This is a genomic window from Ramlibacter sp. PS3R-8 (genome assembly GCF_037572435.1).
Classification (GTDB): domain Bacteria; phylum Pseudomonadota; class Gammaproteobacteria; order Burkholderiales; family Burkholderiaceae_C; genus Ramlibacter.
Genome location: NZ_JBBHGT010000001.1, coordinates 427,013 through 452,158, shown reverse-complemented (window position 1 = coordinate 452,158; position 25,146 = coordinate 427,013). Strand labels below are relative to the sequence as shown.

Annotated in this window: 24 protein-coding genes; 2 read left to right on the top strand and 22 right to left on the bottom strand. The window is 69.3% G+C overall.

Going from position 1 to position 25,146, the window contains the following annotated elements; translation table 11 throughout:
• Nucleotides 1-3: 3 nt before the first annotated feature.
• The 16 genes from hflC to WG902_RS02035 form a co-directional block, all read right to left on the bottom strand.
• Nucleotides 4-930 carry a protease modulator HflC gene (gene hflC / locus WG902_RS02110; RefSeq protein WP_340058240.1) on the bottom strand — a complete coding sequence of 309 codons (927 nt, stop codon included), beginning with the start codon at nucleotides 928-930 and terminating at the stop codon, nucleotides 4-6.
• Between the two features lie 86 nt (nucleotides 931-1,016).
• The gene (gene hflK, locus WG902_RS02105; protein ID WP_340058239.1) at nucleotides 1,017-2,321 is read right to left on the bottom strand and encodes an FtsH protease activity modulator HflK; all 1,305 of its coding nucleotides are present in this window, start codon (nucleotides 2,319-2,321) and stop codon (nucleotides 1,017-1,019) included.
• 55 nt (nucleotides 2,322-2,376) lie between these two features.
• Nucleotides 2,377-3,522 carry a GTPase HflX gene (gene hflX, locus WG902_RS02100; RefSeq protein ID WP_340059418.1) on the bottom strand — a complete coding sequence of 382 codons (1,146 nt, stop codon included), beginning with the start codon at nucleotides 3,520-3,522 and terminating at the stop codon, nucleotides 2,377-2,379.
• 103 nt (nucleotides 3,523-3,625) lie between these two features.
• On the bottom strand, nucleotides 3,626-3,874 hold the full coding sequence (gene hfq / locus WG902_RS02095) for an RNA chaperone Hfq (protein ID WP_340058238.1): 249 nt from the start codon (nucleotides 3,872-3,874) through the stop codon (nucleotides 3,626-3,628).
• A 129-nt stretch (nucleotides 3,875-4,003) separates the two neighbouring features.
• On the bottom strand, nucleotides 4,004-5,341 hold the full coding sequence (gene der / locus WG902_RS02090; RefSeq protein WP_340058237.1) for a ribosome biogenesis GTPase Der: 1,338 nt from the start codon (nucleotides 5,339-5,341) through the stop codon (nucleotides 4,004-4,006).
• Between the two features lie 18 nt (nucleotides 5,342-5,359).
• Entirely contained in the window at nucleotides 5,360-6,502 is a 1,143-nt protein-coding gene (gene bamB / locus WG902_RS02085; protein WP_340058236.1) for an outer membrane protein assembly factor BamB, read from the bottom strand.
• On the bottom strand, nucleotides 6,499-7,176 hold the full coding sequence (locus WG902_RS02080; protein WP_340058235.1) for a YfgM family protein: 678 nt from the start codon (nucleotides 7,174-7,176) through the stop codon (nucleotides 6,499-6,501). Before WG902_RS02080 ends, bamB begins: the two co-directional genes overlap by 4 nt.
• A 28-nt stretch (nucleotides 7,177-7,204) precedes the next feature.
• Nucleotides 7,205-8,551: a histidine--tRNA ligase gene (gene hisS, locus WG902_RS02075; protein ID WP_340058234.1), complete on the bottom strand. Its 1,347-nt coding sequence runs from the start codon at nucleotides 8,549-8,551 to the stop codon at nucleotides 7,205-7,207.
• A 3-nt stretch (nucleotides 8,552-8,554) separates the two neighbouring features.
• Entirely contained in the window at nucleotides 8,555-9,826 is a 1,272-nt protein-coding gene (gene ispG / locus WG902_RS02070; RefSeq protein WP_340058233.1) for a flavodoxin-dependent (E)-4-hydroxy-3-methylbut-2-enyl-diphosphate synthase, read from the bottom strand.
• 7 nt (nucleotides 9,827-9,833) lie between these two features.
• Nucleotides 9,834-10,781 carry a helix-turn-helix domain-containing protein gene (locus tag WG902_RS02065; RefSeq protein WP_340058232.1) on the bottom strand — a complete coding sequence of 316 codons (948 nt, stop codon included), beginning with the start codon at nucleotides 10,779-10,781 and terminating at the stop codon, nucleotides 9,834-9,836.
• Complete coding sequence (gene pilW, locus WG902_RS02060; protein ID WP_340058231.1) at nucleotides 10,774-11,610, bottom strand: type IV pilus biogenesis/stability protein PilW; 837 nt, start codon at nucleotides 11,608-11,610, stop codon at nucleotides 10,774-10,776. The genes WG902_RS02065 and pilW overlap by 8 nt, the downstream gene beginning before the upstream one ends.
• Entirely contained in the window at nucleotides 11,607-12,761 is a 1,155-nt protein-coding gene (rlmN, locus tag WG902_RS02055; RefSeq protein WP_340058230.1) for a 23S rRNA (adenine(2503)-C(2))-methyltransferase RlmN, read from the bottom strand. The genes pilW and rlmN overlap by 4 nt, the downstream gene beginning before the upstream one ends.
• Nucleotides 12,762-12,768: 7 nt before the next feature.
• Nucleotides 12,769-13,194 carry a nucleoside-diphosphate kinase gene (ndk, locus tag WG902_RS02050; RefSeq protein ID WP_340058229.1) on the bottom strand — a complete coding sequence of 142 codons (426 nt, stop codon included), beginning with the start codon at nucleotides 13,192-13,194 and terminating at the stop codon, nucleotides 12,769-12,771.
• Between the two features lie 109 nt (nucleotides 13,195-13,303).
• Nucleotides 13,304-14,731, bottom strand: a complete 1,428-nt coding sequence (locus WG902_RS02045) for a pseudouridine synthase (protein ID WP_340058228.1) — start codon at nucleotides 14,729-14,731, stop codon at nucleotides 13,304-13,306.
• Nucleotides 14,728-15,342, bottom strand: coding sequence for an SMC-Scp complex subunit ScpB (gene scpB / locus WG902_RS02040; protein WP_340058227.1), 615 nt, complete (start codon nucleotides 15,340-15,342; stop codon nucleotides 14,728-14,730). The genes WG902_RS02045 and scpB overlap by 4 nt, the downstream gene beginning before the upstream one ends.
• A 63-nt stretch (nucleotides 15,343-15,405) precedes the next feature.
• Complete coding sequence (locus WG902_RS02035) at nucleotides 15,406-16,416, bottom strand: RluA family pseudouridine synthase (protein ID WP_340058226.1); 1,011 nt, start codon at nucleotides 16,414-16,416, stop codon at nucleotides 15,406-15,408.
• A 93-nt stretch (nucleotides 16,417-16,509) separates the two neighbouring features.
• Here WG902_RS02035 and WG902_RS02030 point away from each other — a divergent pair, with 93 nt between their 5' ends.
• Nucleotides 16,510-17,310 carry an outer membrane protein assembly factor BamD gene (locus WG902_RS02030; protein ID WP_340058225.1) on the top strand — a complete coding sequence of 267 codons (801 nt, stop codon included), beginning with the start codon at nucleotides 16,510-16,512 and terminating at the stop codon, nucleotides 17,308-17,310.
• A gap of 39 nt (nucleotides 17,311-17,349) precedes the next feature.
• Here WG902_RS02030 and WG902_RS02025 read toward each other — a convergent pair whose 3' ends face one another.
• The gene (locus WG902_RS02025; RefSeq protein WP_340058224.1) at nucleotides 17,350-19,425 is read right to left on the bottom strand and encodes an ATP-dependent DNA helicase; all 2,076 of its coding nucleotides are present in this window, start codon (nucleotides 19,423-19,425) and stop codon (nucleotides 17,350-17,352) included.
• Nucleotides 19,425-19,628: a YdcH family protein gene (locus WG902_RS02020; RefSeq protein WP_340059417.1), complete on the bottom strand. Its 204-nt coding sequence runs from the start codon at nucleotides 19,626-19,628 to the stop codon at nucleotides 19,425-19,427. Before WG902_RS02020 ends, WG902_RS02025 begins: the two co-directional genes overlap by 1 nt.
• A gap of 69 nt (nucleotides 19,629-19,697) precedes the next feature.
• Between WG902_RS02020 and WG902_RS02015 the strand changes: the two genes are divergently transcribed.
• On the top strand, nucleotides 19,698-20,489 hold the full coding sequence (locus WG902_RS02015; protein ID WP_340058223.1) for a PP2C family protein-serine/threonine phosphatase: 792 nt from the start codon (nucleotides 19,698-19,700) through the stop codon (nucleotides 20,487-20,489).
• On the opposite strand, the gene WG902_RS02010 is transcribed toward WG902_RS02015, so the two are convergent.
• The 4 genes from WG902_RS02010 to odhB all read right to left on the bottom strand — a co-directional run bounded on the left by WG902_RS02010 (nucleotide 20,478) and on the right by odhB (nucleotide 25,071).
• On the bottom strand, nucleotides 20,478-21,146 hold the full coding sequence (locus WG902_RS02010; RefSeq protein WP_340058222.1) for a hypothetical protein: 669 nt from the start codon (nucleotides 21,144-21,146) through the stop codon (nucleotides 20,478-20,480). The genes WG902_RS02015 and WG902_RS02010 overlap by 12 nt on opposite strands.
• Nucleotides 21,143-22,240, bottom strand: coding sequence for a cell division protein ZapE (gene zapE / locus WG902_RS02005; RefSeq protein WP_340058221.1), 1,098 nt, complete (start codon nucleotides 22,238-22,240; stop codon nucleotides 21,143-21,145). Before zapE ends, WG902_RS02010 begins: the two co-directional genes overlap by 4 nt.
• Before the next feature lie 136 nt (nucleotides 22,241-22,376).
• Nucleotides 22,377-23,795, bottom strand: a complete 1,419-nt coding sequence (gene lpdA, locus WG902_RS02000) for a dihydrolipoyl dehydrogenase (RefSeq protein ID WP_340058220.1) — start codon at nucleotides 23,793-23,795, stop codon at nucleotides 22,377-22,379.
• A 10-nt stretch (nucleotides 23,796-23,805) separates the two neighbouring features.
• Nucleotides 23,806-25,071: a 2-oxoglutarate dehydrogenase complex dihydrolipoyllysine-residue succinyltransferase gene (gene odhB, locus WG902_RS01995; protein ID WP_340058219.1), complete on the bottom strand. Its 1,266-nt coding sequence runs from the start codon at nucleotides 25,069-25,071 to the stop codon at nucleotides 23,806-23,808.
• Between the last annotated feature and the right edge of the window lie 75 nt (nucleotides 25,072-25,146).

Below are 25,146 nucleotides of genomic sequence, written 5' to 3'. Positions count from 1 at the left end.
GCGCTACCGGCGCGGAGCCTGGGCCGGTGCCGCCGCGCCGCCGCTTCCGCTGCCGCCGCTGCGGAACGCCCGGAAGAACTCGGTGCCGTTCGGGTCGATCACCAGCACGTCGCTCTTCTTGCTGAAGCTGGTCTTGTACGCCTCGAGGCTGCGATAGAACTGGGCGAACTGCGGATCGCGGCCAAAGGCCTCGCCGTACAGGGACGCGGCCTGCGCATCGCCCTCGCCCTTGACCTTCTGGGCGTCGCGGTAGGCGTTGGCGATGGCGACCTCGCGCTGCCGGTCGGCGTCGGCGCGGATCTTCTCGCCCTCGGCCGCGCCGGTGGAGCGCAGCTCGTTGGCCACCCGCTTGCGCTCGGCCTCCATGCGGCGGTACACCGACTCGGTGATCGCATCCACGTAGTCGGCGCGCGTGATGCGCACGTCGATGACGTCGATGCCCCAGGGCTTGGAACCCCCCTTGACCACCTCGATCACCTCGCGCCGCACGTCCTGCATCAGCTGCTCGCGCCGGGACGACAGCAGCTCGCGCACGGTGAAGCGGTTCACCTCTTCCTGCAGCGCGTTGCGCACCACGCGATTGAGCTGGTTGTTGCCCGCGGCCTCGTCGAGGCCCACGTTGCGGATGTAGGCCAGCGGGTCGGTGATGCGCCAGCGCACGAACCAGTCGATGACCACGCGCTGCTTCTCCGCGGTGAGCATGGGTTCCGTGTCCGCGCTGTCCAGGGTCAGCAGGCGCTTGTCGATGTAGCTCACGTTCTGCAGCGGGGGCGGCAGCTTGAACTTCAGGCCGGGTTCGCTGATGACCTCCTTGACCTGCCCGAGCGCGTACACCACGCCGAACTGGCGCTGGTCGACGACGAAGAGCATGGAGCTGAGCAGGGCCAGCAGGACCAGCAGCGACGTGATGATGAAACCGATGCGGTTCATGGCAGCCTCCGCCGAGCCGCCTCAAGGAGGCTGGGCGCCCCCCTGGGGGGCCGCGGATTCACGAAGTGAGGAGCTTGGGGGGTCACTTATCTTCCTTCGCGGTCGCGGTTGCGGCCGGTGTCGCGGGTGCGCGCGTCCGCGGCGGATGGGGGCACCGGCACCGGCACCACGGCGGGCGCGGCGGGTTCGGCGGGCGAGGCGGGGCCGGCCTGGGCCGCCTGCTGCATGATGCGGTCGAGCGGCAGGAACAGCATGTTGCCGCCCTGGCGCGATTCGACCAGGACCTTGGTCACGTTGCCGTAGATCTGCTGCATGGACTCGATGTACAGGCGGTCGCGCGTCACCTGCGGCGCGCGCTGGTATTCCGCCAGCAGCAGCTTGAAGCGCTGCGCATCGCCCTGGGCCTGCGCGACGATGCGGGCCTTGTAGCCCTCGGCCTCCTGCGCCAGCCGCGACGCCGCGCCGGTGGCGCGCGGCACCACGTCGTTGGCATACGCCTGGGCCTCGTTCTTGGCCCGCTCGCGCTCCTGCGCGGCGCGCAGCACGTCGTCGAAGGCGGCCTGCACCTGCTCGGGCGGACGCACGCCGCCTTGCTGCAGGTTGATGCCCACGACCTCGGCGCCGATCTTGTATCGGTCCAGGATGGTCTGCATCAGCACCCGTACGCGCGGGCCGATCTGGTCGCGCTCCTCGGCCAGGGCGGTGTCCATGCGCATCTTGCCCACGACCTCGCGCACCGCCGTTTCGGCGGCCTGCACCACGGCTTCCTGCGGGTTCTTGCTTTCGAACAGCCACGCGCGGGCGTCGTTCAGCCGGTACTGGACGCTCATCTTGATCTCGACGATGTTCTCGTCCTCGGTCAGCATCGCCGACTCCTTGAGGCCGGTGGCCCGGATGACGGCGTCGCGGCCGACATCGACCGAGCGGATCTGCGTGACGTTCACCACTTCATGGCGCTCGATCGGGTACGGCAGCCGCCAGTTGAAGCCGGCGCCGACGGTGGAGTTGTAGCGCCCGAAGCGGGTGATGACAGCCTGCTGGCCTTCCTGCACGATGAAGATGCCGGTGCCCATCCAGATCACCACCACCACCACCGCGATGAGGCCGGCGCCGACGCCGGCGCTCTTCATGTCGGGCTGGAAATTGCCGTTGCCTCCGCCGCCGAAGCCGCCGCCGCCGCGACGGCCGCCGAACAGCCCGCCGAGCTTGCGGTTGAAGTCACGCCACAGCTCGTCCAGGTCGGGCGGGCCCTGCTTCGGGCCCTTGTCCTTGCCGTCGGGGCGCTGGCTTTCGTTCTTGTCGTCGCCACGGCCCCAGCGCGGGTCGTTCAGGTTGAACATGCCCCGGATGCGGCCGGCGGCGACGGCCAGGCTGCGGGAAAAAAGGTTCATGCGTTCGGGTCTCTCTCGGTAGTCGGCTGCCGCATTGTGCCCAATCGGCCGGTGGTCAGGATGAGGTGGGGGTTAGGGGGGCGGGTTCGGCCGGCTCCGCCGGGGGCCGGGCCGCGGCGACGATGCGCACCAGTTCGCGCCGCAGTTCCGGCAGGCCCGTGCCCGACTTGCTGCTGGCGAACACCCGCGGGGACTGCGTGCCCTCCACCTCGAAGCGGTCCACCAGGTTGCGCGGCTGCTGCTCCGGCGCAAGTGCGTCGATCTTGTTGAACACCAGCAGCTGCGGCACGTCGCCGGCGCCGATCTCGTGCAGCACGCGCTGCACTTCATCGATCTGTTCCGGATGGTGCGGGTTGGAGGCGTCCACCACGTGCAGCAGCAGGTCGGCATCGGCGGCTTCCTGCAGCGTGGCCTGGAAAGCGTCGATCAGGCCGTGCGGCAGGTCGCGGATGAAGCCGACCGTGTCCGACAGCGATACCGACCGGCCGCCGGTGCCGGCGCCGTCCGCATCCTGCAGGAACAACTGGCGGGTGGTGGTGTCGAGCGTGGCGAACAGCTGGTCGGCGGCATACGCGCGCGCCTTCACCAGCGCGTTGAACAGGGTGGACTTGCCCGCGTTGGTGTAGCCGACGATGGAGATGGCGAACGTGTCGCGGCGCTCGCGCTGCCGCCGCTGGGTGGCCCGCTGGCGCTTGACCTTCACGAGCCGCTCGCGGGTGCGCTTGATCGAGTCGTCGATCATCCGGCGGTCCAGCTCGATCTGCTTTTCGCCCGGGCCGCCGCGCACGCCGGCGCCGCCGGTCTGCCGCTCCAGGTGCGACCAGCGCCGCACCAGCCGCGTGCTCAGGTAGCGCAGGCGCGCCAGTTCCACCTGCAGCTTGCCCTCGTGGCTGCGCGCGCGCTGGGCGAAGATCTCCAGGATCAGCATGGTCCGGTCGTTGACCGGCATGTCCATGTGCTTTTCCAGGTTGCGCTGCTGCGCGGGGCTGAGCGACTGGTCGAACAGGATCTCGCTGGCGCCGGTTTCCTCGGCCAGCGCCTTGATCTCGTCGGCCTTGCCCTTGCCGACGAACAGCGCGGCATCGGGCGCCTTGCGCTTGCAGGCGACGCGGGCGACGGGGTCCATGCCCGCGGTCTGGGCCAGCTGGCCCAGCTCCTCGAGTTCGGCGTCGAAGTGGGGAAATCCGAGGTCCACCCCCACCAGGATGGTGGCGGCGGCCGGGCGTTCAGGCGATGCGGTCAATCCGGCAACCAGGAGGGAAAGAGGATGCGCCCCGCGCAGCGGGACGGTCGGGGCGGCCGGTTCAGGCGGCGGGGGCTTCGCCGGGTTCGGCGGCCGAGAAGTTCACGGCGCGACCCGGAACGATGGTGGAAATCGCATGCTTGTAGACCATCTGCGTCACGGTATTGCGCAGCAGCACGACGTACTGGTCGAAGGACTCGATCTGCCCTTGCAGCTTGATGCCATTGACGAGGTAGATGGACACCGGCACGTGCTCGCGCCGCAGCGTGTTCAGGAAGGGGTCTTGCAGCAGCTGCCCTTTATTGCTCACGATATTCTCCGTGTTCCGGCGTTGTTGGAACTTGCACATTACCACAGCAAGCAGGATGCCGGGAACGCTCCAGTTGCAGCCGTCCGAGCGGAAAACAAGACCGCCAGGCGGTGTTTCCGCCGGATGCGCCTATTCCTTGTCGGCGTACGGATTCTTGGAGGTGCGCAGCTCGATGCGCAAGGGCGTCCCGACGAGGTTGAACTCCTTGCGGAAGCGCCCTTCCAGGAAGCGCTTGTAAGCGTCCGTCACGTGCTCCAGCGAGTTGCCATGCACCACGATGACCGGCGGGTTCATGCCGCCCTGGTGCGCGTAGCGCAGCTTGGGGCGGAACATGCCCGCCCGCTTGGGCGACTGGAACTGCACCGCCTCCGCCAGCAGCCGGGTGAGCACCGGCGTGGTCATCTTGGTCATGGCGGCCTTGTGGGCCTGGGCGATGGAAGCCCACACCGGACCGAGGCCCTGCCGCTTCTTCGCCGAGATGAAATGCATTTCGGCGAATTTCAGGAACGGCAGGCGCTGCTCGATCTGCCGCCGCACCAGTTCGCGGTTGTAGTCGTCGATGGCGTCCCACTTGTTGACGGCCAGCGCCACCGCGCGCCCCGACTCCAGGATGTAGCCGGCGATGTGGGCGTCCTGGTCGGTCACGCCCTGCTCCGCGTCGAGCAGCAGCAAGACGACGTTGGCGGACTCGATCGCCTGCAGCGTCTTGACCACCGAGAACTTCTCGATGGCTTCGAACACCTTCCCCTTGCGGCGCAGGCCGGCGGTATCGATCAGTTCGAACTTCTGTCCGTTGCGCTCGAAGGGCACGGAGATGGCGTCGCGCGTGGTGCCGGGGAGGTCGAAGGCCACCAGCCGCTCCTCGCCGAGCCAGGCATTGATGAGCGTCGATTTCCCCACGTTGGGGCGGCCGGCGACCGCCAGCTTGATGATGCCGCTTTGCTGCTGCTCCGTGGACTCCTCGTCTTCCGGCAGGTCGAGCGGCTCGAACGCGGCATCCACCATGCTGCGGATGCCCTGCCCGTGCGCCGCCGAGACGGCGTGGACCTCGCCGAGCCCGAGCTCGTAGAACTCCGCCAGCTGCACGCCTTCCAGCATGCCTTCGGCCTTGTTGGCGACCACCAGGGTCGGCTTGCCGAGCTTGCGCAGGTAGTTGGCGATGTCGTGGTCCTGCCCGGACACGCCGGCACGGGCATCGACGACGAACACCACGACGTCGGCCTCGGCCACGGCCTGCTGCGTCTGCTTGGCCATCTCCTTGTAGATGCCCTCCTCCGCCTTCGGCTCGAAGCCGCCGGTGTCGATGACGATGAACTCGTAGCGGCCGTGGTGCGCGTTGCCGTAGTGGCGGTCGCGCGTCAGGCCCGCGTAGTCCGCCACGATGGCGTCGCGTGACTTCGTCAGCCGGTTGAAGAGCGTCGACTTGCCGACGTTGGGGCGGCCCACCAGGGCCATCACCGGCTTCATGCTTTGCCTCGTTCCGTCTTACTGCGGCGCGAAGCCGTAGACGCCGCCATTGCGCGTGACCACGACCAGCGTGTTGCCGGCGGCGGTGGGCGCGGCGGCCATGCCCGACCCGTCCGTGGCCAGGCGGTTCAGCAGCGTGCCGTCTTCCCGCGACAGCAGGTGGACGAATCCGAAGCTGTCGCCGACGACGACCGAACGCCCGAGCGCCAGCGGCGTCCCGACGCCGCGATGCAGCAGCGTGTCGTTGGTCCAGGTGCGCTGGCCGTTGTCGCGGCGCCAGCCGACCACGATGCCCGTGCTCTCGGTGCCGTAGATGGCGGCGGCGTCGCCGTGGATGCCCGCGGAGCCGCTCGCCCGCTGCGTCCACACGGCACGGCCGGCCGCGGCGTCCACGCACCCGACGGCGGCCTGGAAGGCCCGGGCGCAAATGGAGTCGTCCACCCGGCTGACGCGGCCCACCAGGTCCACCAGGCGCTCGACGTCGTTGATGCCGCGGGCCGTGGCGATCGGGGCATCCCAGCGGGCCGTCCCGTTCAGCGGGTTCAGCCCCGACAGGCGCCCGCCCTGCCCGACCACCAGCGTGTCGCGCACCGCGAGCAGCACGCCGGGTTCGCGCAGCACCAGCGGCTCGCCCTGGCGCTGCTGCGTCCACAGGCGGCGGCCCGTGGCGCCGTCGAAGGCGCTGATGGTGCGGTCGCCGCCCAGCACGAAGACGCGGGCGCCCGCCACCAGCGGCGGCGTGTACGACAGCGCATTGAGCTTCTGGCGCCACAGTTCCTTGCCGGCCGACAGCGCGACCAGTTCGTTGTTGCGCGTGACCACGGCGGCCGTGGTGCCGTCGCTGCCCACGCCCGCGGCCAGCGGCGCGCCGGCACTGGCGCGCCACAGTTCGCGTCCGGTGTCGGCGTCCAGCGCGATCACGGCGCCGCCGCTGTCGGCGACCATCGCGGTGTTGCCATGGACGGCGACCACCAGCGGGAAATCGATCTTGCCGATGCTTGCCTTCCAGGCCTCTCGCACCCCGATGAGGTTGGGATTCGGCCTGAGTTCGGCCGGCTTCGGCTTTTCGGGGCCCGTGAAAGGCACCCAGGACGGCAGCACGGAGCAGCCGGCGAGCACGGCGGCCGCGGCCAGCAGCGGGAGCACGCGGGTGCCCATCATGGCTTGGCCGCTGTGTCGGCAGCCTTGAGCGACTTCGCGTCCACGCCCAGCGCGGTCAGCTTCACTTCCACCAGGTTGCGGTAGTCGGTGTCGGCGGCGAAGCCGCGCCAGGCCTTCGTGTACTCCGCCTTCGCCTCGTTCTTCTTGTTCTGCAGGTTGTAGATGTCGCCGCGGCGGTCGGCGGCGAGCGCCTCGAACTGCTTGGGCATGCCGGCGGCGAGCTGCTTCAGTGCCTCGTCGTAGGCCTTGGTCTCCACGAGCATCGCTGCCAGCCGCAGGCGGGCGATGGCCTGGTAGCCCTCGTCCGCGGCATCCTCGGCCACCCACTGGAGGGCGGCGCGGGCGGCATCGGGCTTGCCCTTTTCCGCCAGGGTGCGTGCCGCCAGCAGCGCCGCCTGCTGGGCGTAGCTGGTGCGGCCGAACCTGTCCTGCATGTCCTTGAGCGCCTGCTCGACGCGCGCCGTGTCGCCGCCGACGGCGGCGCGCTCCACTTCGTCGTACAGCGCCGACGCCTGCACCGCCTGGCGACGCTCCCAGTATTGCCAGCCGTTCCATGCGGCGAACGAGCCGAATACGGCGATCAGGAACCAGCTGATCAGGTTGCCGTACTGGTTCCAGAAGTGCTTGAGGTCGTCAAGCTGCTCCTGTTCTTCGAGGTCGAGTTGTCTTGCCATGTGCTGCCCGGTTTGCGGGCGATTGTAGTTAGGTCAGGGCCGAAGCCCACGAGGCGATGTCATCGAGCGGCCGCAGTTGCTGGGCGCCGGCGCCGTCGCGCAGCGCCTTGACGGTCACCATGCCCTGCGCCAGCTCGTCCGCGCCGAACACCAGCGCGAAGCGCGCGCCGCTGGCGTCCGCGCGCTTGAACTGGGACTTCATGCTGCCGGGGCCGTCGCTGCCGCCGGCATGCTGCTGCACGCCGACGCCCGCGGCGCGCAGGGCTTCCAGGGTGGCCACCACCTGCGGCAGCGGCGCTCCCGGCGGTACGACGGCGTAGGCGCTGGGCCCCGCCGGCGGCACCGGGACCTTCAGCTCCTGCAGCAGCAGCAGCAGCCGCTCGATGCCCAGGCCGAAGCCGACGGCGGGCGACGGCTTGCCGCCCAATTGCTCGATCAGCCCGTCGTAGCGGCCCCCGCCGCAGACCGTGCCTTGCGCGCCGAGCTGGTCGGTCACCCACTCGAACACCGTCAGGTTGTAGTAATCCATGCCGCGCACCAGCCGCGGATTGACCCGGTAGGCCAGGCCCACGGCATCCAGCACCGCGCGCACCGCGTCGAAGTGCGCGAGCGATGCCTCGCCGAGGAAATCGATCAGCTTGGGCGCGGCCTCCACCATCGCCTGCATCGCCGGGTTCTTGCTGTCCAGGATCCGCAGCGGATTGCTTTGCAGGCGGCGCCTGGAGTCCTCGTCGAGCAAGCCTGCATGCTGCTCGAAGTAACGCACCAGCGCCTCGCGGTGGGCGCGGCGCTCGTCCGGCTGGCCGAGGCTGTTGATCTCCAGCCGCACGTCGCGGCCCTCGACCAGCCCCAGCTCGCGCCACAGCGCGCGCGCCACGAGGATCATCTCGGCGTCGACGTCCGGGCCGGCGAAGCCCAGCGCCTCCACGTCCAGCTGGTGGAACTGGCGGTAGCGGCCCTTCTGCGGCCGCTCGTGGCGGAACATCGCGCCGATGGTCCACAGCCGCAGCGGGCCGTTGTACAGCGCGTTGTGCTCGATCATCGCGCGCACGATGCCGGCGGTGGCCTCGGGGCGCAGCGTGAGCTTGTCGCCGTTCATGGCGTCGGTGAAGGAATACATCTCCTTCTCGACGATGTCGGTCACTTCGCCCAGGCCGCGCACGAACAGCGCGGTGGGCTCGACGATGGGCGTCAGCAGGTACTGGTAGCCGTAGCGGCCCAGCACCGTCCGCACCGTCGACTCGAACCATTGCCACAGCCCCGAGTCCGGCAGCTTGTCCGTGCGCGGCACGGAGGCCGGCAGGATGTCGTTCATGCCCTTGACGGCAACGAGCTTTTCCGCCTTCCGCGCGGCGGGGCTGGTCTCAGTGGTCATGTCTCAGGCGGTCTCGGCGACGTGGCCGAACCGCTTCTCGATGTAGTTCTCGACGATCTGGTGGAATTCGGCGGCGATGTTCTCGCCGCGCAGCGTCAGCGCCTTCTGGCCGTCGATGAAGACGGGCGCGGCCGGCGCTTCGCCCGTGCCCGGCAGGCTGATGCCGATGTCGGCGTGCTTGCTTTCGCCGGGGCCGTTGACGATGCAGCCCATGACGGCCACCTTCATCTTCTCGACCCCGGGATATTTGGCGCGCCACACGGGCATCTGCGCGCGCAGGTAGTCGTCGATCTGCTTGGCCAGCACCTGGAAGGTGGTGCTGGTGGTGCGGCCGCAGCCGGGGCAGGCGGTCACGCTCGGCACGAAGCTGCGCAAGCCCAGCGCCTGCAGGATCTCGGCGGCGATGACCACCTCCTGCGTGCGCGACTCGCCCGGCTGCGGCGTCAGCGACACGCGGATGGTGTCGCCGATGCCCTCCTGCAGCAGCAGGCCCAGGGCCACGGACGATGCAACCGTGCCCTTGGTGCCCATGCCGGCTTCGGTCAGGCCCAGGTGCAGCGGGTAGTCGCAGCGGCGCGCGAGTTCGCGGTACACCGCCACGAGGTCCTGCACGCCGCTGACCTTGCAGGACAGCAGGACCTGTTCGTGCCGCATGCCGAGTTCCTCGGCCAGCTTCGCGGACCCGATGGCGGAGGTGATCAGCGCCTCGTACATCACCTGCCGGGCCTCCCAGGGGGCGGCGCGCGCGGCGTTCTCGTCCATCAACTGCGCCAGCAACTCCTGGTCCAGGCTGCCCCAGTTGACGCCGATGCGCACCGGCTTGTCCCACTTCAGGGCGGCCTCGATCATCTGCGCGAACTGGCGGTCCTTCTTGTCGCCCTTGCCCACGTTGCCCGGGTTGATGCGGTACTTGGACAAGGCCTCGGCGCACGCCGGGTAATCCGTGAGGAGCCGGTGGCCGTTGTAGTGGAAGTCGCCAATGAGCGGCACGGCGATGCCCATGCGATCGAGCTGCTCGCGGATGTAGGGCACCTGCGCGGCCGCCTCCGGCGTGTTGACCGTGATGCGCACCAGCTCGGAGCCGGCCAGCGCCAGTTCCTTGACCTGGATGGCAGTGCCGATGGCGTCGACCGTGTCCGTGTTGGTCATGGACTGCACGCGCACCGGCGCGGCGCCGCCCACCGTGACCACGTTCGTCCCCCAGGCGACGCGGGCCTGGCAGGAACGGCGCGCCGCGGGGGCGGCCGGTGCCACGGGGAGACAGGGATCCAGCATGGAAGGCCTACTTCACCTCGAAGCGGGCGACGTTGTCCCGCGCCAGGGGCGCCAGGTCGTACGGCTTGCCGCGCACCTGCACCTCCGTCTGCTTGGCGTCGCCCACCGTCACCGACAGCGGCAGCTTGCCGGTGGCGGCGGCGCTGTCGCCCGCGGTCATCAGCTTGCGCAGCACGGTGGCGCCGCCGGCATCGGTCACGTGCACCCAGGAGTCGCCACGGGTGCGGAAGACGATGATGCCGTCGGCGACAGGCACGCCGGCCGCAGGGCCGGTGACGACGGCAGCGGCACTCGCGGGCGCCGCGGGACCCTGCGCAGCGGCGGTGACGGAGGTCCGGGCGGCGCCCGGCGCAGGCGCAAGCGACGCTGCAGTCGCCGGTGCCGCGGCGGAAGCCGATGCCGGCAACGCGGCGGGGCTGGCGGGAGCCGGCGCGCTGAGGGAATTGGTGACCTGGGGTTCGGCCGGTGCCGCAGCGCCCGCCGGAGGCATCACCGGATCCGTGCTGGCCGACGGGCTGGCCGTGCCGCCCTCCTCGCGCGCGATCGGCAGGAAGATCAGCACCACGGCGCCAAGCAGCAAGGCGATGACGGCGAGCACCACCGGCCGCTGGAGCTGGTCGAGCACACCCGGATTGGGCCCGTCCCCCGGCGCGCGGAACGGCGCGTTGATGCCTTCGCGGTCCTGCACCAGGCGGGGCTGCGCCGTCTGCGGCAGGCGCTGCAGCACCGGCTGGGGATCGACCTTGAGCGTGCGGCACACGCTGGACGCCAGCGCCCGGACGAACACGGCGTCGGGCAGCAGGTCGTAGCGGTCCTCTTCCAGGGCCTCGAGCTTGCGCGCGGGCACCTTCAGGTTGGCCGCGAGGGTGGCCAGGTGCAGGCCCGCGGCCTCGCGCGCCTCGCGCAGCAGCGTTCCCGCCGTCACCGTATCGGTCGCCGCCCCGGCTTCACTCATCGAACGCCCTCCGCTCGAGCGACGCCCGCTCGCGCGACTGCGGGTAGCGCTTGCGCAACTGCTCGCTCAGCTGGTTCAGGGCCGCCATGTCGTTCATCCGCTGCTCCACCTTGATGCCCAGCCACAGCGACTCCGCGTTGGCCAGGTCGGTGTTGTTCAGCCGCCGGATGTAGAACTGGGCGCGCTCGTATTCGCGGCGCTGGTACAGCAGCTGGGCCAGGTTGTAGCCGGTGATCGGGTTGCCGGCGTCCAGCTCGTAGGAACGCGCCAGGCTGCGCTCGGCTTCGGCGCGATTGCCGGCCCGGGCCTGGCACAGGCCCTGCGCCATCAGCGTCTTGGAGCGGCCCGGGTACAGCGGGTTGGACAGCGCCGTGTCGAAGGAGCGCTGCGCCTCGACGTGCCGGTTGGACTGGCACAGCATCCAGCCGTAGTTGTGGTGGACGTCGGCGTCGCGCGGGTTCAGCGCCAGCGCCCGGCGGAAATTCTCCTCCGCCAGCCGGTTGTCGCCCAGGCGCATGTAGACCAGGCCGCGCAGGTTGTAGGCATCGGGCAGCGTCGGGTCGATCGCCACGACCTGCTTGATCTCGTCGAGCGCGATCTCCGTCTTGCCTTCGCTGAAGTAGCCGGAAGCGAGCTCCATGCGGATGCGCGCGCGGCGGCGGTTGTCGGGTTCGTCCGAGGGCGTCACGACCTCCACCCCGGTTTGCTGACTCTGTGGTTGCTGCGGCGCCGCGCAGCCCGCCAGCAGCGCCATCGCCACCGAGCCGGCCGCCGCGGCAGCCAGCAGGCTGGCCCTCCAACGGCATTGCGCCGCCATGGCATTGGTCATGTTTCCCTCGCCTCCTTCTGCGTCTCCATCGGCACTGGCTTGAGCATCACAGTGCGTTGCTGTGCGATGCGGCGGTCCACGCGGGTACGGTCCTGGACGTCACCGGCCAGCTGCCCGCAGGCAGCGTCGATGTCGTCGCCGCGCGTCTTGCGCACGGTGGTGACGATACCAGCATCGTTCAGGATTTTCGCGAAAGCCTGCACGCGCTGTTGCGGCGAACGCACCAGCCCGGACGCGGGAAACGGGTTGAAGGGGATCAGGTTGAACTTGCAGGAGATGCCCTGCCCGCCGTGCGACTGCACCAGCCGCGCGAGCTGCTCCGCGTGCTCGGGCTGGTCGTTCACGCCATCGAGCATGCAGTACTCGAAGGTGATGAAGTCGCGCGGTGCGTGCTGCAGGTAGCGCTGGCAGGCATCCAGCAGTTCGGCGAGCGGATACTTCTTGTTGAGCGGCACGAGCTTGTCGCGCAGTTCGTCATTCGGCGCGTGCAGCGACACCGCCATCGCCACCGGGCAGTCTTCCCCCAGGCGGTCGATCATCGGCACCACCCCGGAGGTCGACACGGTCACGCGCCGGCGCGACAGGCCGTAGGCGTGGTCGTCGAGCATGACGCGCAGCGCGGGCACCAGCGCCGCGTAATTCTGCAGCGGCTCGCCCATGCCCATCATCACCACGTTGGAGATGACCCGCTGCCCGCCGGTCTTCAGGTGGGCGCGCAGGAAGTGCTCGGCGAACCAGAGCTGCGCGACGATCTCGCCGGCGCTCAGGTTGCGGGAAAAGCCCTGGTGGCCGGTGGAGCAGAAGCGGCAGCCGACCGCGCAGCCGGCCTGCGAGGAAATGCACAACGTGCCCCTGTCGTCCTCGGGTATGAAGACCGATTCGACGGCGTCGCCGTTGCCCACGTCGAACAGCCACTTGATGGTGCCGTCGGCGGATTCGTGCTGGGTGATCACCGGCAGGCCCTCGATGCGGGCGCTGCCTTCGAGCTTGTCGCGCAGCGACTTGGCCAGGTCGGTCATCTGGCCGAAGTCACGGGCGCCCTTCTGGTGGATCCACCGGAACAGCTGGGTGGCGCGGAACCGCTTTTCCCCCAGCGAGGCGCAGAAGGCGGCCAGACCCTCGAGGTCGTATTCGAGCAGGTTGGCCGTCATTTCATCTTCAGCGGGAATAGATGCTCATCGCCGGGAAGAAGAAGGCGATTTCGTTCTTCGCGGTCTCGGCGGCGTCGGAACCGTGCACCGCATTGGCGTCGATGCTGTCGGCGAAGTCGGCGCGGATGGTGCCCGGAGCCGCCTTCTTGGGATCGGTCGCGCCCATCAGGTCGCGGTTCTTCAGGATCGCGCCCTCGCCTTCCAGCACCTGGATCATCACCGGGCCGGAGATCATGAACGTCACCAGGTCCTTGAAGAAGGGACGCTCCTTGTGCACGCCGTAGAACTGCTCGGCTTCCTGGCGCGACAGGTGCGCCATGCGGGCGGCGATGACCTTCAGGCCGGCGGCTTCGAAGCGCGCATAGATCTGGCCGATCACGTTCTTCGCCACGGCGTCGGGCTTGATGATGGAGAGGGTGCGTTCGATGGCCATGCTGGGATTTCCTGAGCTTGATGTTTTAGGGTTTTGCCGGAAGCAAAAAGTTCGGCAAAGCCCGCAATTCTAGCGGGCGGCGGTGTTCCGGTCGTGATGAAGGGCTGCTTCAGCCGCGGCCGCGGCCGCCGCCGCCACCCCCGCCGCCGCCGCGGCGGGGACCGCCCCTGCCACCGCCGCCGCCGCCACCACCGCCGGGCATGCCGCCCGGACCGCGACGCTGCCGGTTGAAGCTGTCGGCGCCGATGTAACCCAGCGACGTCTTCATCGGGTCGGGTTGGTTGGCGCCACCGCCGCCACCGCCGCCTGCGTTGCCGCCGCCCGGGCCCGACTTGCGCCGGCCCTGGCCTGGCTGCCCCTGGCCCTGGCCCTGGTACTGGCGCGGAACCGGCCCGCCCTGCGGCCGCGGACCGTCGCCACGCGGAGCGCCGCCCCGGCGCTTGTTGCGTCCGCCGCCCCGGCCGCCTTCGTCGCGGCCCTGCTCGCGCGGCTGGGGCCGCCCCAGCCCGGGGGCGCCGACGGCGCTGCCCAGCGCGCCGATGTCGCGTTCATCAAGCTCGAGCCAGGAGCCGCGCTTCAAGCCGCGCGGCAGCACCATGGCGCCATAGCGGATGCGGATGAGGCGGCTGACGGCATGGCCGACCGACTCGAACAGGCGGCGCACCTCGCGGTTGCGGCCTTCGTTGATCGTCACGCGGTACCAGACGTTGGAGCCTTCGCCGCCGCCGTCGTCGATGGAGCCGAACTGGGCCCGGCCATCGTCGAGGTTCACGCCCTCCAGCAGGCGCTGCTTCTCGTCGTTCGACAGCGCGCCGAGGACCCGCACCGCGTATTCGCGCTCCAGGCCGAAGCGGGGGTGCATGAGCTTGTTGGCCAGTTCGCCCGAATTGGTGAACAGCAGCAGCCCTTCGGTGTTCAGGTCCAGCCGGCCGACCGATTGCCACTTGCCCTGCTGCAGCTTCGGCAACTTGCGAAACACCGTGGGGCGGTTCTGCGGGTCGTCGGTCGTCACGACCTCGCCGACGGGCTTGTGGTACGCGATCACGCGCGGCGGCGGCGGCGCGATGCGCACGCGGATCGGCTTGCCGTTGATCTTGATCTGGTCGCCGAACTGGATGCGCTGGCCGATGTGCGCCGGCTCGTTGTTGACCGAGATGCGGCCTTGCGTGATCAGCTGTTCCATCTCCAGCCGCGAGCCCAGGCCGGCCTGGGCCAGCACCTTGTGCAGCTTGGGCGTCTCCGGTTGCGGTGACAGCACGCGCTTGGCCGCGCCGGCTTCGGGCGCTTCTTCCTCGGCGTCGAAGCGGCCGGTGACGATGTCCTCGAAGCGTTCCTGCGGTGCCACTGCCGGCAACGCGGACGCCTCCGCCTCGGGGTCCGGTCGGCGTCGCATGCGCTGGCCCGGCGCCGTGTTGCCGTCGACGTCGGAGTCGGCCTCGTCATCGTCCTCGTCGTGGTCCGCCGCGCCCTCCCGCCGGCCGTCCTCGGGGAGATCGTCGGAAGGCGTGCGGGCGATGGCGTCGTCGGGGTGGGTCATGCTTCGGGTCTCGTTTCCGGGTCGGCTGCGGTGTCTTCGATCGCCAGTTCCGGCTGGGGCATCACGGACTCGGCCAGCGCCTCGAAGACGCCTTGCTGGGCGGGACTCTGCAGCTCCGGCAGCTGGTCCAGCGACGCCAGCCCCAGGTCGTCCAGGAACTGCCGCGTGGTGGCGTACAGGGCGGGGCGGCCGGCCGCCTCGCGGTGGCCGATCACCTCGACCCATCCACGGTCCTCGAGCTGCTTGAGGATCTGGGTGTTGATCGTCACGCCGCGGATGTCTTCCATGTCGCCGCGCGTCACGGGCTGGCGGTAGGCAATGATGGCCAGGGTTTCGAGCACGGCACGGCTGTAACGCGGCGGCTTCTCGGGGTGCAGCCGGTCCAGGTACTCGCGCATCTCCGGCCGGCTCTGGAAGCGCCATCCGGTGGCCACGCACACCAGCTCCACGCCGCGTTGCGCCCACTCGTCCTGCAGCTGTCCCAGCAGGTCCTTGATGGTGTCGGCCCCGAGTTCGTCACCGAACAGCACGCGCAGCTCACGCACTTGCAGCGGCTGGTGCGTGCAGATCAGGGCGGTTTCGAGGACGCGCTTGGCATCCGTCGTATTCATGGTTTCGTCGTGAAAGTGGCGCCGGGGTGGCGCGGCTTTTCTGGGCCTGGGCTGTTCTGGTGGTCATCGCCGCGGCGCGGGCGCTCGAGCGGGTCCGCGGCGGGACGCGCCATCGTGGGCGACCACCGCAGGCTGGCCGGTGAGCCATTCGGGTTCATTGTAACGCAGCCCCCACGCGGCCCAGCCGGGCTGCAGGTCCGGCGGCAGCGGCGCGTGGAAGCTGTGCGCCGCGCCCGTGACGGGATGCGCGAAAGCCAGCCGGAATGCGTGCAGCGCCTGGCGCGGCACGGCCGCGGACACGGCCCCGCCGTACAGGACGTCGCCCACGAGGGGATGGCCGATGTGCGCCATGTGCACGCGGATCTGGTGGGTGCGCCCGGTCTCCAGCGTGCAGACCACCGCGCATCCGGCTTCGGCCTGCTGCCACAGGCGCACCCCGGTGGCCGCCGTCTTGCCGGGGTGCCGCTGCAGGTCGACCACGGCCATGCGCAGGCGGTTGCGCGGGTCGCGTCCGATCGGGGCTTCCACGCGGCGCTGGTCCGCGCCCTGCCACGGCCGATGCGCAAGCGCCAGGTACTGCCGCGCGACCTCGCGCGCGGCGATCATCTCGACCAGCCGGTCCATCGCGGCGCGCGTGCGCGCGACCACCATCAGGCCGCTGGTGTCCTTGTCCAGGCGGTGCACGATGCCGGCGCGTGGCAGGTTGCGGGCGCCGGCATGGCGGGCCAGCAGCGCATTGAGCAGCGTGCCGCTCCAGTTGCCCGGCGCCGGGTGCACCACCAGGCCCGCCGGCTTGTCGACCACCAGCAGGTGTTCGTCCTCGAAGACCACCGGGATCGGCAGGTCCTCCGGCTGGAAGGCCTGGCTTTGCGGCGTGGGGCGCAGCTCGATTTCCAGCCGGTCGCCGGCGCGCACGCGCTGCGAGGGCTTGGTCACCACCGCGCCCTGCAGGCGCAGCGCGCCGGCCTCGATCAACTGCTGCAGGTAGCTGCGCGAGAACTCCGGCAGCAGCAGGGCCAGCGCGCGGTCGAGCCGCTCGCCATGCTGCGCGCGCTCGATGGCGAGCGCGCGCATCTCGGCATCGGCAGCGGTCTCGTCGACGAGTTCGTCGGCGGCTGGCAGGAGGTCGGTCGATATAATGGTTTGTTCCTGACTGGAGAGTAGCGCGTGGAGTTTCGAGGCAAATTATCGGTGGTCCCCGCCCTGCTCGCCGCATCCGTGCTGGCGGGTTGTTCCGCCCTGAAGGAAGAGGACAAGACGGCCTCCTGGAGCCCGAACCGCATCTACGCGGAGGCCAAGGACGAATTGAACTCGGGCGCCTACGACAAGGCGATCCCCCTGTACGAGAAGCTGGAAGGCCGCGCGGCCGGCACGCCGCTGGCGCAGCAGGCGCAGCTGGAGCGCGCCTACGCGCAGTACAAGGCGAACGACCAGGCGCAGGCCATGGCCACGCTGGACCGCTTCATGAAGCTGCACCCGGCAAGCCCGGCGATGGACTATGCGCTGTACCTCAAGGGCCTGGTCAACTTCAACGACAACCTGGGCATCTTCTCCAGCCTGACGCGGCAGGACCTGTCCGAGCGGGACCAGAAGGCGGCCAAGGAATCGTTCGAGGCCTTCCGCGAGCTGACCACCCGCTTTCCGGATTCGCGCTACGCGCCGGACGCGCGCGCCCGCATGACGTACATCGTCAATTCGCTGGCGCAATACGAGGTGCACGTCGCGCGCTATTACTTCACCCGTGGCGCCTACGTGGCGGCGATCAACCGCGCCCAGTCCGCGCTGACGGATTACCGCGACGTGCCGGCGCTGGAAGAGGCGCTGTACATCATCGTGCGTTCGTACGATGCGCTGGGGATGCCGCAGTTGCGCGACGACGCGCGCCGGGTGATGGAGAAGAACTACCCGGGCAGCGAGTACCTCAGCAAGGGGTTCAAGTCGAGCCAGCCCTGGTGGAAGTTCTGGTGAGCTGAAGGCGTCGGGGTGCGGCTGTCGCCGCAACCCGGCCTACGGGTGGGCGGCGAGCATCGCCAGCGCGTCCTCGAAATCCGCCTCGTCGTTCAGGCGGCGCATCGGCGGCAAGGCATTCACCAGCCGCTTGCCGTATCCCATCTGCACCAGCCGCGTGTCGCAGACCACCAGCAAGCCCTGGTCCGTCTCGCGCCGGATCAGGCGGCCGGCGCCCTGCTTCAGCGCCACGGCCGCCTCGGGCACGAAGTAATCGTTGAACGGGCTGCGGCCCTGCGATTCGAGGCGCAGCCCGCGCGCCTCCACCAGCGGGTCACCCGGCGGGGGGAACGGCAGCTTGTCGATGATCACCAGCTGCAGGGCCTCTCCCGGCACGTCCACGCCTTCCCAGAACGACGCCGATGCGACCAGGATGCAACCGGGCCGCCCCTCGCCCTCGCCCTCGCGGAAACGCTCGATCAGGCGCCGCTTGGGCCACTGGCCCTGCACCAGCACCTCGATCTCGCGCGAGCCGTCGAAGCGCGCCTGCAGTTGTTCGCCGATGGCGCGCAACGCCCGCAGCGTCGTGGTCAACACCATCGTGCGCCCCCCGATCCGCTGCGCGGCGCCCGCCGCGAGCGCGCCGACGGCCTGGCTGTGCCCAGGATCGTTGGGCCGCGGGATCTGGCGCGGCACGTACAAGCCCGCCTGCGATGGATAGTCGAACGGGCTGGCCACGCGCAGCACCTCGGCCTCCGCCAGGCCGCACGGCTCGGTGAACCAGGACAGCCGCGCATCGTCCCCCAGCGTCGCCGAAGTGAAGATCCAGGCGCGCTGGGCCGCGGACGCGTCGTCGCTGCCCGCCTTGAGCAGCTTGTGCTGCACGGCCTTCGCGATGTCCAGCGGCGACTCGACCAGCCGCAGGTGCGTGCCGGCGTCCAGCCAGCGCACCGAGCCCGGCTCGGCCTCGTGCTCGAAGGCCTGCACCCGCTGCGCCAGGCCCATCGCGCGCTCGTGCAGGCGAACGAAGTCGGGCGCGATCTCGCTCACCGTGGCCAGGCCCTCGGCGGCGTGCTGCAATGCGGTCGACAAGGTCGCAAGCGCATCGAGCCAGCTCGCTGCGTGCACGCCTTCGGGCGCCGGCCCCGTCCAGCGCACGCGGCTTGCCGGGGGCGTGCGCCCGATGGCCAGGCGCAGGTCGCGCGCGGCCCGTTCGGTCCCGGCCGCGAGCGCCTGCCAGTCCACCAGCCCGCGCGCGAATTGCAGGCCGGCGCCCAGCATGTCGCGCGTGAAGTCCAGCACCTGCCCGGTGCCCACCTGCTGGCCGAGGAACTGCACGCCCGTCTCGTTCAACTGGTGCGCCTCGTCGAACACCACCACCCGCACGGAGGGCAGCAATTCGGCCATGCCGGACTCGCGCACCGCCAGGTCGGCGAAGAACAGGTGGTGGTTGATGACGACGACGTCCGCGGCCAGCGCCTCGCGCCGCGCCGCGTTGACGTGGCAGTTGCGGAACTTCGGGCACTGCGAGCCCAGGCAGTTCTCGCGCGTGGACGTCACCAGCGGAATCACGGCGGAGCGTTCGTCCAGCCCCGGCATCTCGGCCAGGTCGCCGCTGCGGGTGGCCTGCGCCCATTCCTCCACCTTGGCCAGCGTGCGCACGGCGGTGCGGTCCGGCAAGGTCGCGTCCTGGCGCGCGAGTTCCAGGCGGTGCAGGCACAGGTAGCTGGCGCGCCCCTTCAGCAAGGCCATGCGCACGGGCAGCCCCAGCGCCTCGGCCAGGCGCGGCAGGTCGCGGGCGAACAGCTGGTCCTGCAGCGTCTTGGTGGCGGTGGACAGCAGCACGCGCTCGCCGCTCAGGAGGGCGGGCACGAGGTACGAGAAGGTCTTGCCGACGCCGGTGCCGGCCTCCACCACCAGCGCGCCACCATCGGCGATGGTGCGGGCCACGGCCATCGCCATCTCGGTCTGGCCGCCGCGCGGACGGAAAGCCTCGGCCGCGCGCGACAGCACCCCGCCCGGCACGAAGGCCTCGCGCGTGAGATCCTCCAGGCGCTGCGCGTCGGCAGCCGTCCAGCCGGGCGCCGCGCCGGCGTCCTCGTGGCGGCCGGGCGACGCAACTGCCGATTCCGTCATCACGCGGGTTCTTTGGGGTCGAGGGCGAGTTCGAGCCTGGCGATCTGGTCGCGCATCGCCAGCCGGCGCTTCTTCAGGCGGCGCATCATCAGTTCGTCCACGGGTTGCTGCTGCGCCGTGCGGTCGATCAGCGCGTTCAGGTCGGCATGCTCCATGCGCAGCTCGATGAGGCGCCGTTCTGGGGAATGCAGGTTCGAGTCCAAAATCAAAAACCGGGGCGCCGCTTGCGGGATCATTCGATAATACGTCTTTCGAACGAAATGATCGAGCGCATGCCCAGTGCCGCCACCACGGATTCCACGTCCAGCAAAGGCTACCGCCTCACCGCCTCCACCGGCATCCACAAGGGTGACCGGGAATACCAGCAGGACCAGATAGCGCTGCTGGCGCACCCGCGCATCAACGGCTGCGTCCTCGGCGTGGTGGCCGACGGCATGGGCGGGCGCAGCGGCGGACGCAAGGCATCCGACCAGGTGATGATGACCTGCAAGCAGCTGTTCGACCGCTATTCCCCGGACCACGACGACGCGCCCTCGCTGCTCAAGCAGATGGTGCAGGAGTCGCACCTGGTCATCAAGCTCACCGCGATCTCCTCCGAGCAGGAGCCGCACAGCACCATCGCCGCCTTCCTGATCAATCCCAACGGCGAATGCCACTGGGTGCACGCCGGCGACTCGCGCATCTACCACTTCCACAGCAACCGGCTGGTCAAGCGCACGATGGACCATTCGTACGTGCAGACGCTGGTGGAACGCGGCGAGCTCACCGAAGACGAAGCCAACGTGCACCCGCAGTCCAACATCCTCATGGGCTGCCTCGGCGCGGAGGACGATCCGCCGGCGGACCTGCACTTCATCGAGATGCTGCGCCCCGGCGACACGCTCCTGTCGTGCAGCGACGGCGTGTGGCACTACTTCAGCCCGGAAGAACTGGGCTCGGTGCTGTCCTCGCTCTCGCCGCGCGAGGCGACCGAATTCCTGATCGAGAAGGCGCGCGCGCGCGCGCACGGCGGCGGCGACAACCTGTCGCTCGTGATCGTCAAGTTCGAACCCCTAGGAACCTGAGGCCGGCAGCTCCGGCACCGGCAGGGCCGAAGCCGCCGGCCTGGAGCGCTTGGCGTTGCGCGCGCGCACCACGGCCTTGTGCGCCTCGGCTTCGCGCAGCCGCTGCTCGTAATCCTGCCGATTCTTCGCGGCCTCTTCGGGCGTGGGCCCCGATGGGTCCGGCAGCACCTGCTTGCGAGGCGAGCCCTGCGGCCCCGACGGGCCCTTGGGCGCCCGCTCGGCCTGCGGCTGCGATGCGCGCGCCGCTTCGGCAGCGCGCTTTTTTTCCAGCGCGGCGGCGCGCTCCTCGCGCTCCTTTTGCTCGCCGGCCGCGCGCTCGCGCCGCTTCTCGTCGTCCCGCTCCTTCTGCGCCTGGCGCTCCGCGAGGTCGCGCTGGCGCTGCTCCTCGCGCCGCCGCCGCTCCATGTCGTTCACCGCGTTTTCCTGCCGGCGCAGCTCCGCCAGCCTGGAATTGCGCTCGCCCGTGACGCGACGCATGCAGTCGGTCACGGCGAACTTCGCCCGGCAAGCCTTCTGCTCCTCGGAAAAGCGCGACTCCACCGCGGCACGCTCTGCCTTGATGCGCTCGCGCTGCACGCCGAACTCCTGTTCCTGCGCGCACGCGCCACCCGCGGCGACCATGACCATGGCGGCGGCGAGGCAGGGCAGGAACTTCATGTCAGGCGGGTGTCGACGGTTCGGTGTTCCAGGGCCAGGAATTCGGCGGACTGCATTTCGTTGAGGCGGGACACGGTGCGCGGGAACTCGTGGGCCAGCGGGCCTTCGGTATACAACGCCTCCGGGGGCACCTCGGCCGACAGGATCAATTTGACCCGCCGATCGTAAAGGACGTCCACCAGCCAGGTAAACCTGCGCGCCTCCGATGCCAGCCGCGCCGACATGCGCGGCACGTCGCTGAGCAGCACCGTGTGGAACTGCGTGGCGATTTCGAGGTAGTCGTTCTGCGAGCGGGGCCCGCCGCAGAGCGTCCTGAAGTCGAACCACACCGCGCCACCCGCCTTGCGGCGCGCGAGGATCTCGCGGTGCTCGATGTGCAGCACGCGGTCCTCGTCGTGGGACTCGGCCAGCCGCGAGAACGCCTCGTTCATTTCCGCATCCGCCTTCGGGCCCAGCGGCGTGTGGTACAGCTTGACCTGCTCCATCGTGCGGCGCCGGTAATCGGTGCCGTTGTCCACGTTGATCACTTCCAGCTTGTCGTTCAGCAGCGCGATGGCGGGCAGGATGCGGTCGCGGTGCAGGCCATTGGGATACAGGTCGTCGGGGCGGAAGTTGGAGGTGGTGACGAAGCCGACGCCATTGTCGAACAGCGCGTCGAGCAGCCGGTGCAGGATCATCGCGTCGGTGATGTCGGCGACATGGAATTCGTCGAAGCAGATCAGGCGATAGCGTTTCGCCATCCGTGCGCCGAGTTCGTCGAGCGGGTTCACGGTGCCCTGGAGCTCGGCGAGTTCGCGGTGCACCTCGCGCATGAACTCGTGGAAGTGCAGGCGGGTCTTGCGCACCACCGGCACCGCCTGGAAGAAGCAGTCCATCAGGAAGCTCTTGCCGCGCCCCACCCCGCCGAACATGTAGACCCCGCGCGGGATGTCGGGGCGGTTGATCAGCTTCTTGAATGCGTTGGAGCGCTGCTCCTTGTACGCCGTCCATTCGCTGCAGCAGCGGTCGAGCGCCTCGACCGCGCGCAGTTGGGCGGGGTCGCTCTGGTAGCCACGAGCTTTCAGTTCAGCGTCGTAGACGGAACGGACGCTCATCCGAACTCCCAACAACCGGACGCAGAAGGCGCAGAAGTTGCGCAGAAAACGCAGAAGGACATCCAAAACCTTTCTTTGGTTTTCTTTTGCGTCTTCTGCGTCACTTCTGCGTCTTCTGCGTCCGGCTGTCTGGTTTTCAGAAGTTGAGAGTCCGTTTATCGACTGCCAAAGCCGCTTCCTTCGTCGCTTCGGACAGCGAAGGATGCGCATGGCAGATGCGGGCGATGTCTTCGGCGGAGGCCTTGAACTCCATCGCCACCACGGCTTCGGAGATCAGTTCGCTGGCCATCGGGCCCACGATGTGCACGCCCAGGATCTCGTCGGTCTTCGCATCCGCCAGGAACTTGACCATGCCGGTCGTGTCGCCGAGCGCACGCGCCCGGCCGTTCGCCAGGAAGGGGAAGGTGCCCGCCTTGTACTGCACGCCGTCCGCCTTGAGCTGCTGCTCGGTGCGGCCGACCCAGGCGATCTCCGGGCTGGTGTAGATCACCCAGGGGATGGTGTTGAAGTTCACGTGCCCATGCTGGCCCGCGATCCGCTCGGCCACGGCGACACCTTCTTCCTCCGCCTTGTGCGCCAGCATCGGCCCGCGCACGACGTCGCCCACCGCCCAGACGTTGGGCAGGTTGGTGCGGCACTGGTCGTCCACCGCGATGGCGCCTCGCTCGTCCAGCTTCAGGCCGACGGCTTCGGCGTTCAGGCCGATGGTGTTGGGCACCCGCCCGATCGACACGATCAGCCTGTCCGCCTGCAGGGTCTGCGCTTCGCCCTTGGCCGACGTGTAGGCGACGGACACGCCGGTCGAGGAAGTCTTGACTTCGCCCACCTTGACGCCCAGCTCGATCTTCAGGCCCTGCTTGTCGAACGCCTTCTTCGCTTCCTTGGCGATCTGTTCGTCCACCGCGCCCAGGAAGGTCGGCAGCGCTTCCAGCACCGTCACCTCGGCGCCGAGTCGGCGCCACACCGAGCCCATTTCCAGGCCGATCACGCCGGAGCCGATCAGCACCAGCTTCTTCGGCACCGCGGGAATGCGCAACGCGCCGTCGTTCGACAGCACCTTGTCCTCGTCGAAGGGAACGCCGGGCAGCGCGCGGGCGTTCGATCCCGTCGCCAGGATCACATGCTTGCCGACGACGGTTTCTTCACCGACCTGGATCTCGTAGCCTTGCGCTCCCGCCTTGGCGAAGGCGCCGCGGCCATGGAAGAACGCGATCTTGTTCTTCTTGAACAGGTACAGGATGCCGTCGTTGTTCTGCTTCACGACGGCGTTCTTGCGGCCCAGCATCTTCGCCAGGTCGAGGCCGAGGCCGGACACGTTGATGCCGTGCTCGGCGAAGTGCTTGCCGGCGTGCTCGAAGTGTTCGGACGACTGCAGCAGCGCCTTGGACGGGATGCAGCCGACGTTGGTGCAGGTGCCGCCCGGGGCGGGGCCGCCCTTTTCGTTCTTCCACTCGTCGATGCAGGCGGTGTTGAAGCCCAGCTGGGCCGCGCGGATGGCGGCGATGTAGCCGCCGGGGCCGCCGCCGATGACGACCACGTCAAACTGTTTGGACATCTTCGTCTCCTCAGATGTCGAAGAGGAGGCGGGCCGGGTCTTCCAGCGCTTCCTTCATCGCCACCAACCCCAGCACGGCTTCGCGGCCGTCGATGATGCGGTGGTCATAGGACATGGCCAGGTAGTTCATCGGGCGGACGACGACCTGCCCGTTCTCCACCACCGCGCGGTCCTTGGTGGCGTGCACGCCCAGGATGGCCGATTGCGGCGGGTTGATGATGGGCGTGGACAGCATCGAGCCGAACACGCCGCCGTTGGAGATGGAGAAGGTGCCCCCGGTCATCTCCTCGATGCCCAGCTTGCCGTCGCGCGCCTTGGCGCCGTACTCCGCGATCTTCTTCTCGATGTCGGCAAAGGACATCTGGTCGGCATTGCGCAGGATCGGCACCACCAGGCCGCGCGGCGACCCCACCGCGATGCCGATGTCGAAGTAACCGTGGTAGACGATGTCGTTGCCGTCCACCGACGCGTTGATCACCGGGTACTTCTTGAGCGCGTGCACGGCCGCCTTCACGAAGAAGGACATGAAGCCGATCTTGACGCCGTGTTCCTTCTCGAACTTTTCCTGGAAGCGCTTGCGCATCTCCATCACCGGCGCCATGTTGACCTCGTTGAAGGTGGTCAGGATGGCGTTGGTGGACTGCGACTGCAGCAGGCGCTCGGCGATGCGGGCGCGCAGGCGCGACATCGGCACGCGCTGCTCGGGGCGATCGCCGAGGTCCGGCTGCGCCGTCGGCGAGGCCACCTGCTGCAGCGCCGGCTTCGCGGCGGCCGCTGCGGGAACCGGTGCAGCCACGGCCGGCTTGGCGCCACCGGCCAGCGCGCCGATCACGTCGCCCTTGGTGACGCGGCCATCGCGGCCCGTGCCGGCCACCGACCCGGCCGCCAGGCTGTTGTCGGCCATCATCTTCTGCGCGGCCGGCATCGCGAAATCCGACTTGGAGCCACCGGTGGCCGCCGCGGGCGCGGCCGTCGCTGCGGCGGGTGCCGCTGGCGCCGGCTTGGCGGCGGCAGGCGCGCCGGCGGCGGCCTTGCCTTCGGTGTCGATCCGGGCAATCAATTGTTCGGCGACCACGGTGCCGCCGTCGGCCACCACGATCTCCGCCAGCACGCCCGCGCTGGGCGCCGGCACCTCGAGCACCACCTTGTCGGTCTCGATCTCGATCAGGATCTCGTCCTGCGCCACGGCCTCACCGGCCTTCTTCTTCCACTGCAGCATGGTCGCTTCGGCAACCGATTCGGACAGCTGCGGGACCTTGACTTCGACGATTGCCATTTGTTGTTCCTTGATTTCACGCGCGCGCGGTGACCGGCCGTTCAGGTCCGTGTCGACCGCGCGCAGATATTTCCG

What these genes read in the sequence shown, in the direction of transcription:
- hflC (WP_340058240.1), bottom strand. Translation starts at nt 930, where the DNA reads ATGAACCGCATCGGTTTCATCATCACGTCGCTGCTGGTCCTGCTGGCC.
- hflK (WP_340058239.1), bottom strand. Translation starts at nt 2,321, where the DNA reads ATGAACCTTTTTTCCCGCAGCCTGGCCGTCGCCGCCGGCCGCATCCGG.
- der (WP_340058237.1), bottom strand. Translation starts at nt 5,341, where the DNA reads ATGAAGCCGGTGATGGCCCTGGTGGGCCGCCCCAACGTCGGCAAGTCG.
- bamB (WP_340058236.1), bottom strand. Translation starts at nt 6,502, where the DNA reads ATGATGGGCACCCGCGTGCTCCCGCTGCTGGCCGCGGCCGCCGTGCTC.
- WG902_RS02080 (WP_340058235.1), bottom strand. Translation starts at nt 7,176, where the DNA reads ATGGCAAGACAACTCGACCTCGAAGAACAGGAGCAGCTTGACGACCTC.
- hisS (WP_340058234.1), bottom strand. Translation starts at nt 8,551, where the DNA reads ATGACCACTGAGACCAGCCCCGCCGCGCGGAAGGCGGAAAAGCTCGTT.
- ispG (WP_340058233.1), bottom strand. Translation starts at nt 9,826, where the DNA reads ATGCTGGATCCCTGTCTCCCCGTGGCACCGGCCGCCCCCGCGGCGCGC.
- WG902_RS02065 (WP_340058232.1), bottom strand. Translation starts at nt 10,781, where the DNA reads ATGAGTGAAGCCGGGGCGGCGACCGATACGGTGACGGCGGGAACGCTG.
- pilW (WP_340058231.1), bottom strand. Translation starts at nt 11,610, where the DNA reads ATGACCAATGCCATGGCGGCGCAATGCCGTTGGAGGGCCAGCCTGCTG.
- rlmN (WP_340058230.1), bottom strand. Translation starts at nt 12,761, where the DNA reads ATGACGGCCAACCTGCTCGAATACGACCTCGAGGGTCTGGCCGCCTTC.
- ndk (WP_340058229.1), bottom strand. Translation starts at nt 13,194, where the DNA reads ATGGCCATCGAACGCACCCTCTCCATCATCAAGCCCGACGCCGTGGCG.
- WG902_RS02045 (WP_340058228.1), bottom strand. Translation starts at nt 14,731, where the DNA reads ATGACCCACCCCGACGACGCCATCGCCCGCACGCCTTCCGACGATCTC.
- scpB (WP_340058227.1), bottom strand. Translation starts at nt 15,342, where the DNA reads ATGAATACGACGGATGCCAAGCGCGTCCTCGAAACCGCCCTGATCTGC.
- WG902_RS02035 (WP_340058226.1), bottom strand. Translation starts at nt 16,416, where the DNA reads ATGCGCGCGCTCGCCATCGAGCGCGCGCAGCATGGCGAGCGGCTCGAC.
- WG902_RS02025 (WP_340058224.1), bottom strand. Translation starts at nt 19,425, where the DNA reads ATGACGGAATCGGCAGTTGCGTCGCCCGGCCGCCACGAGGACGCCGGC.
- WG902_RS02015 (WP_340058223.1), top strand. Translation starts at nt 19,698, where the DNA reads ATGCCCAGTGCCGCCACCACGGATTCCACGTCCAGCAAAGGCTACCGC.
- WG902_RS02010 (WP_340058222.1), bottom strand. Translation starts at nt 21,146, where the DNA reads ATGAAGTTCCTGCCCTGCCTCGCCGCCGCCATGGTCATGGTCGCCGCG.
- zapE (WP_340058221.1), bottom strand. Translation starts at nt 22,240, where the DNA reads ATGAGCGTCCGTTCCGTCTACGACGCTGAACTGAAAGCTCGTGGCTAC.
- lpdA (WP_340058220.1), bottom strand. Translation starts at nt 23,795, where the DNA reads ATGTCCAAACAGTTTGACGTGGTCGTCATCGGCGGCGGCCCCGGCGGC.
- odhB (WP_340058219.1), bottom strand. Translation starts at nt 25,071, where the DNA reads ATGGCAATCGTCGAAGTCAAGGTCCCGCAGCTGTCCGAATCGGTTGCC.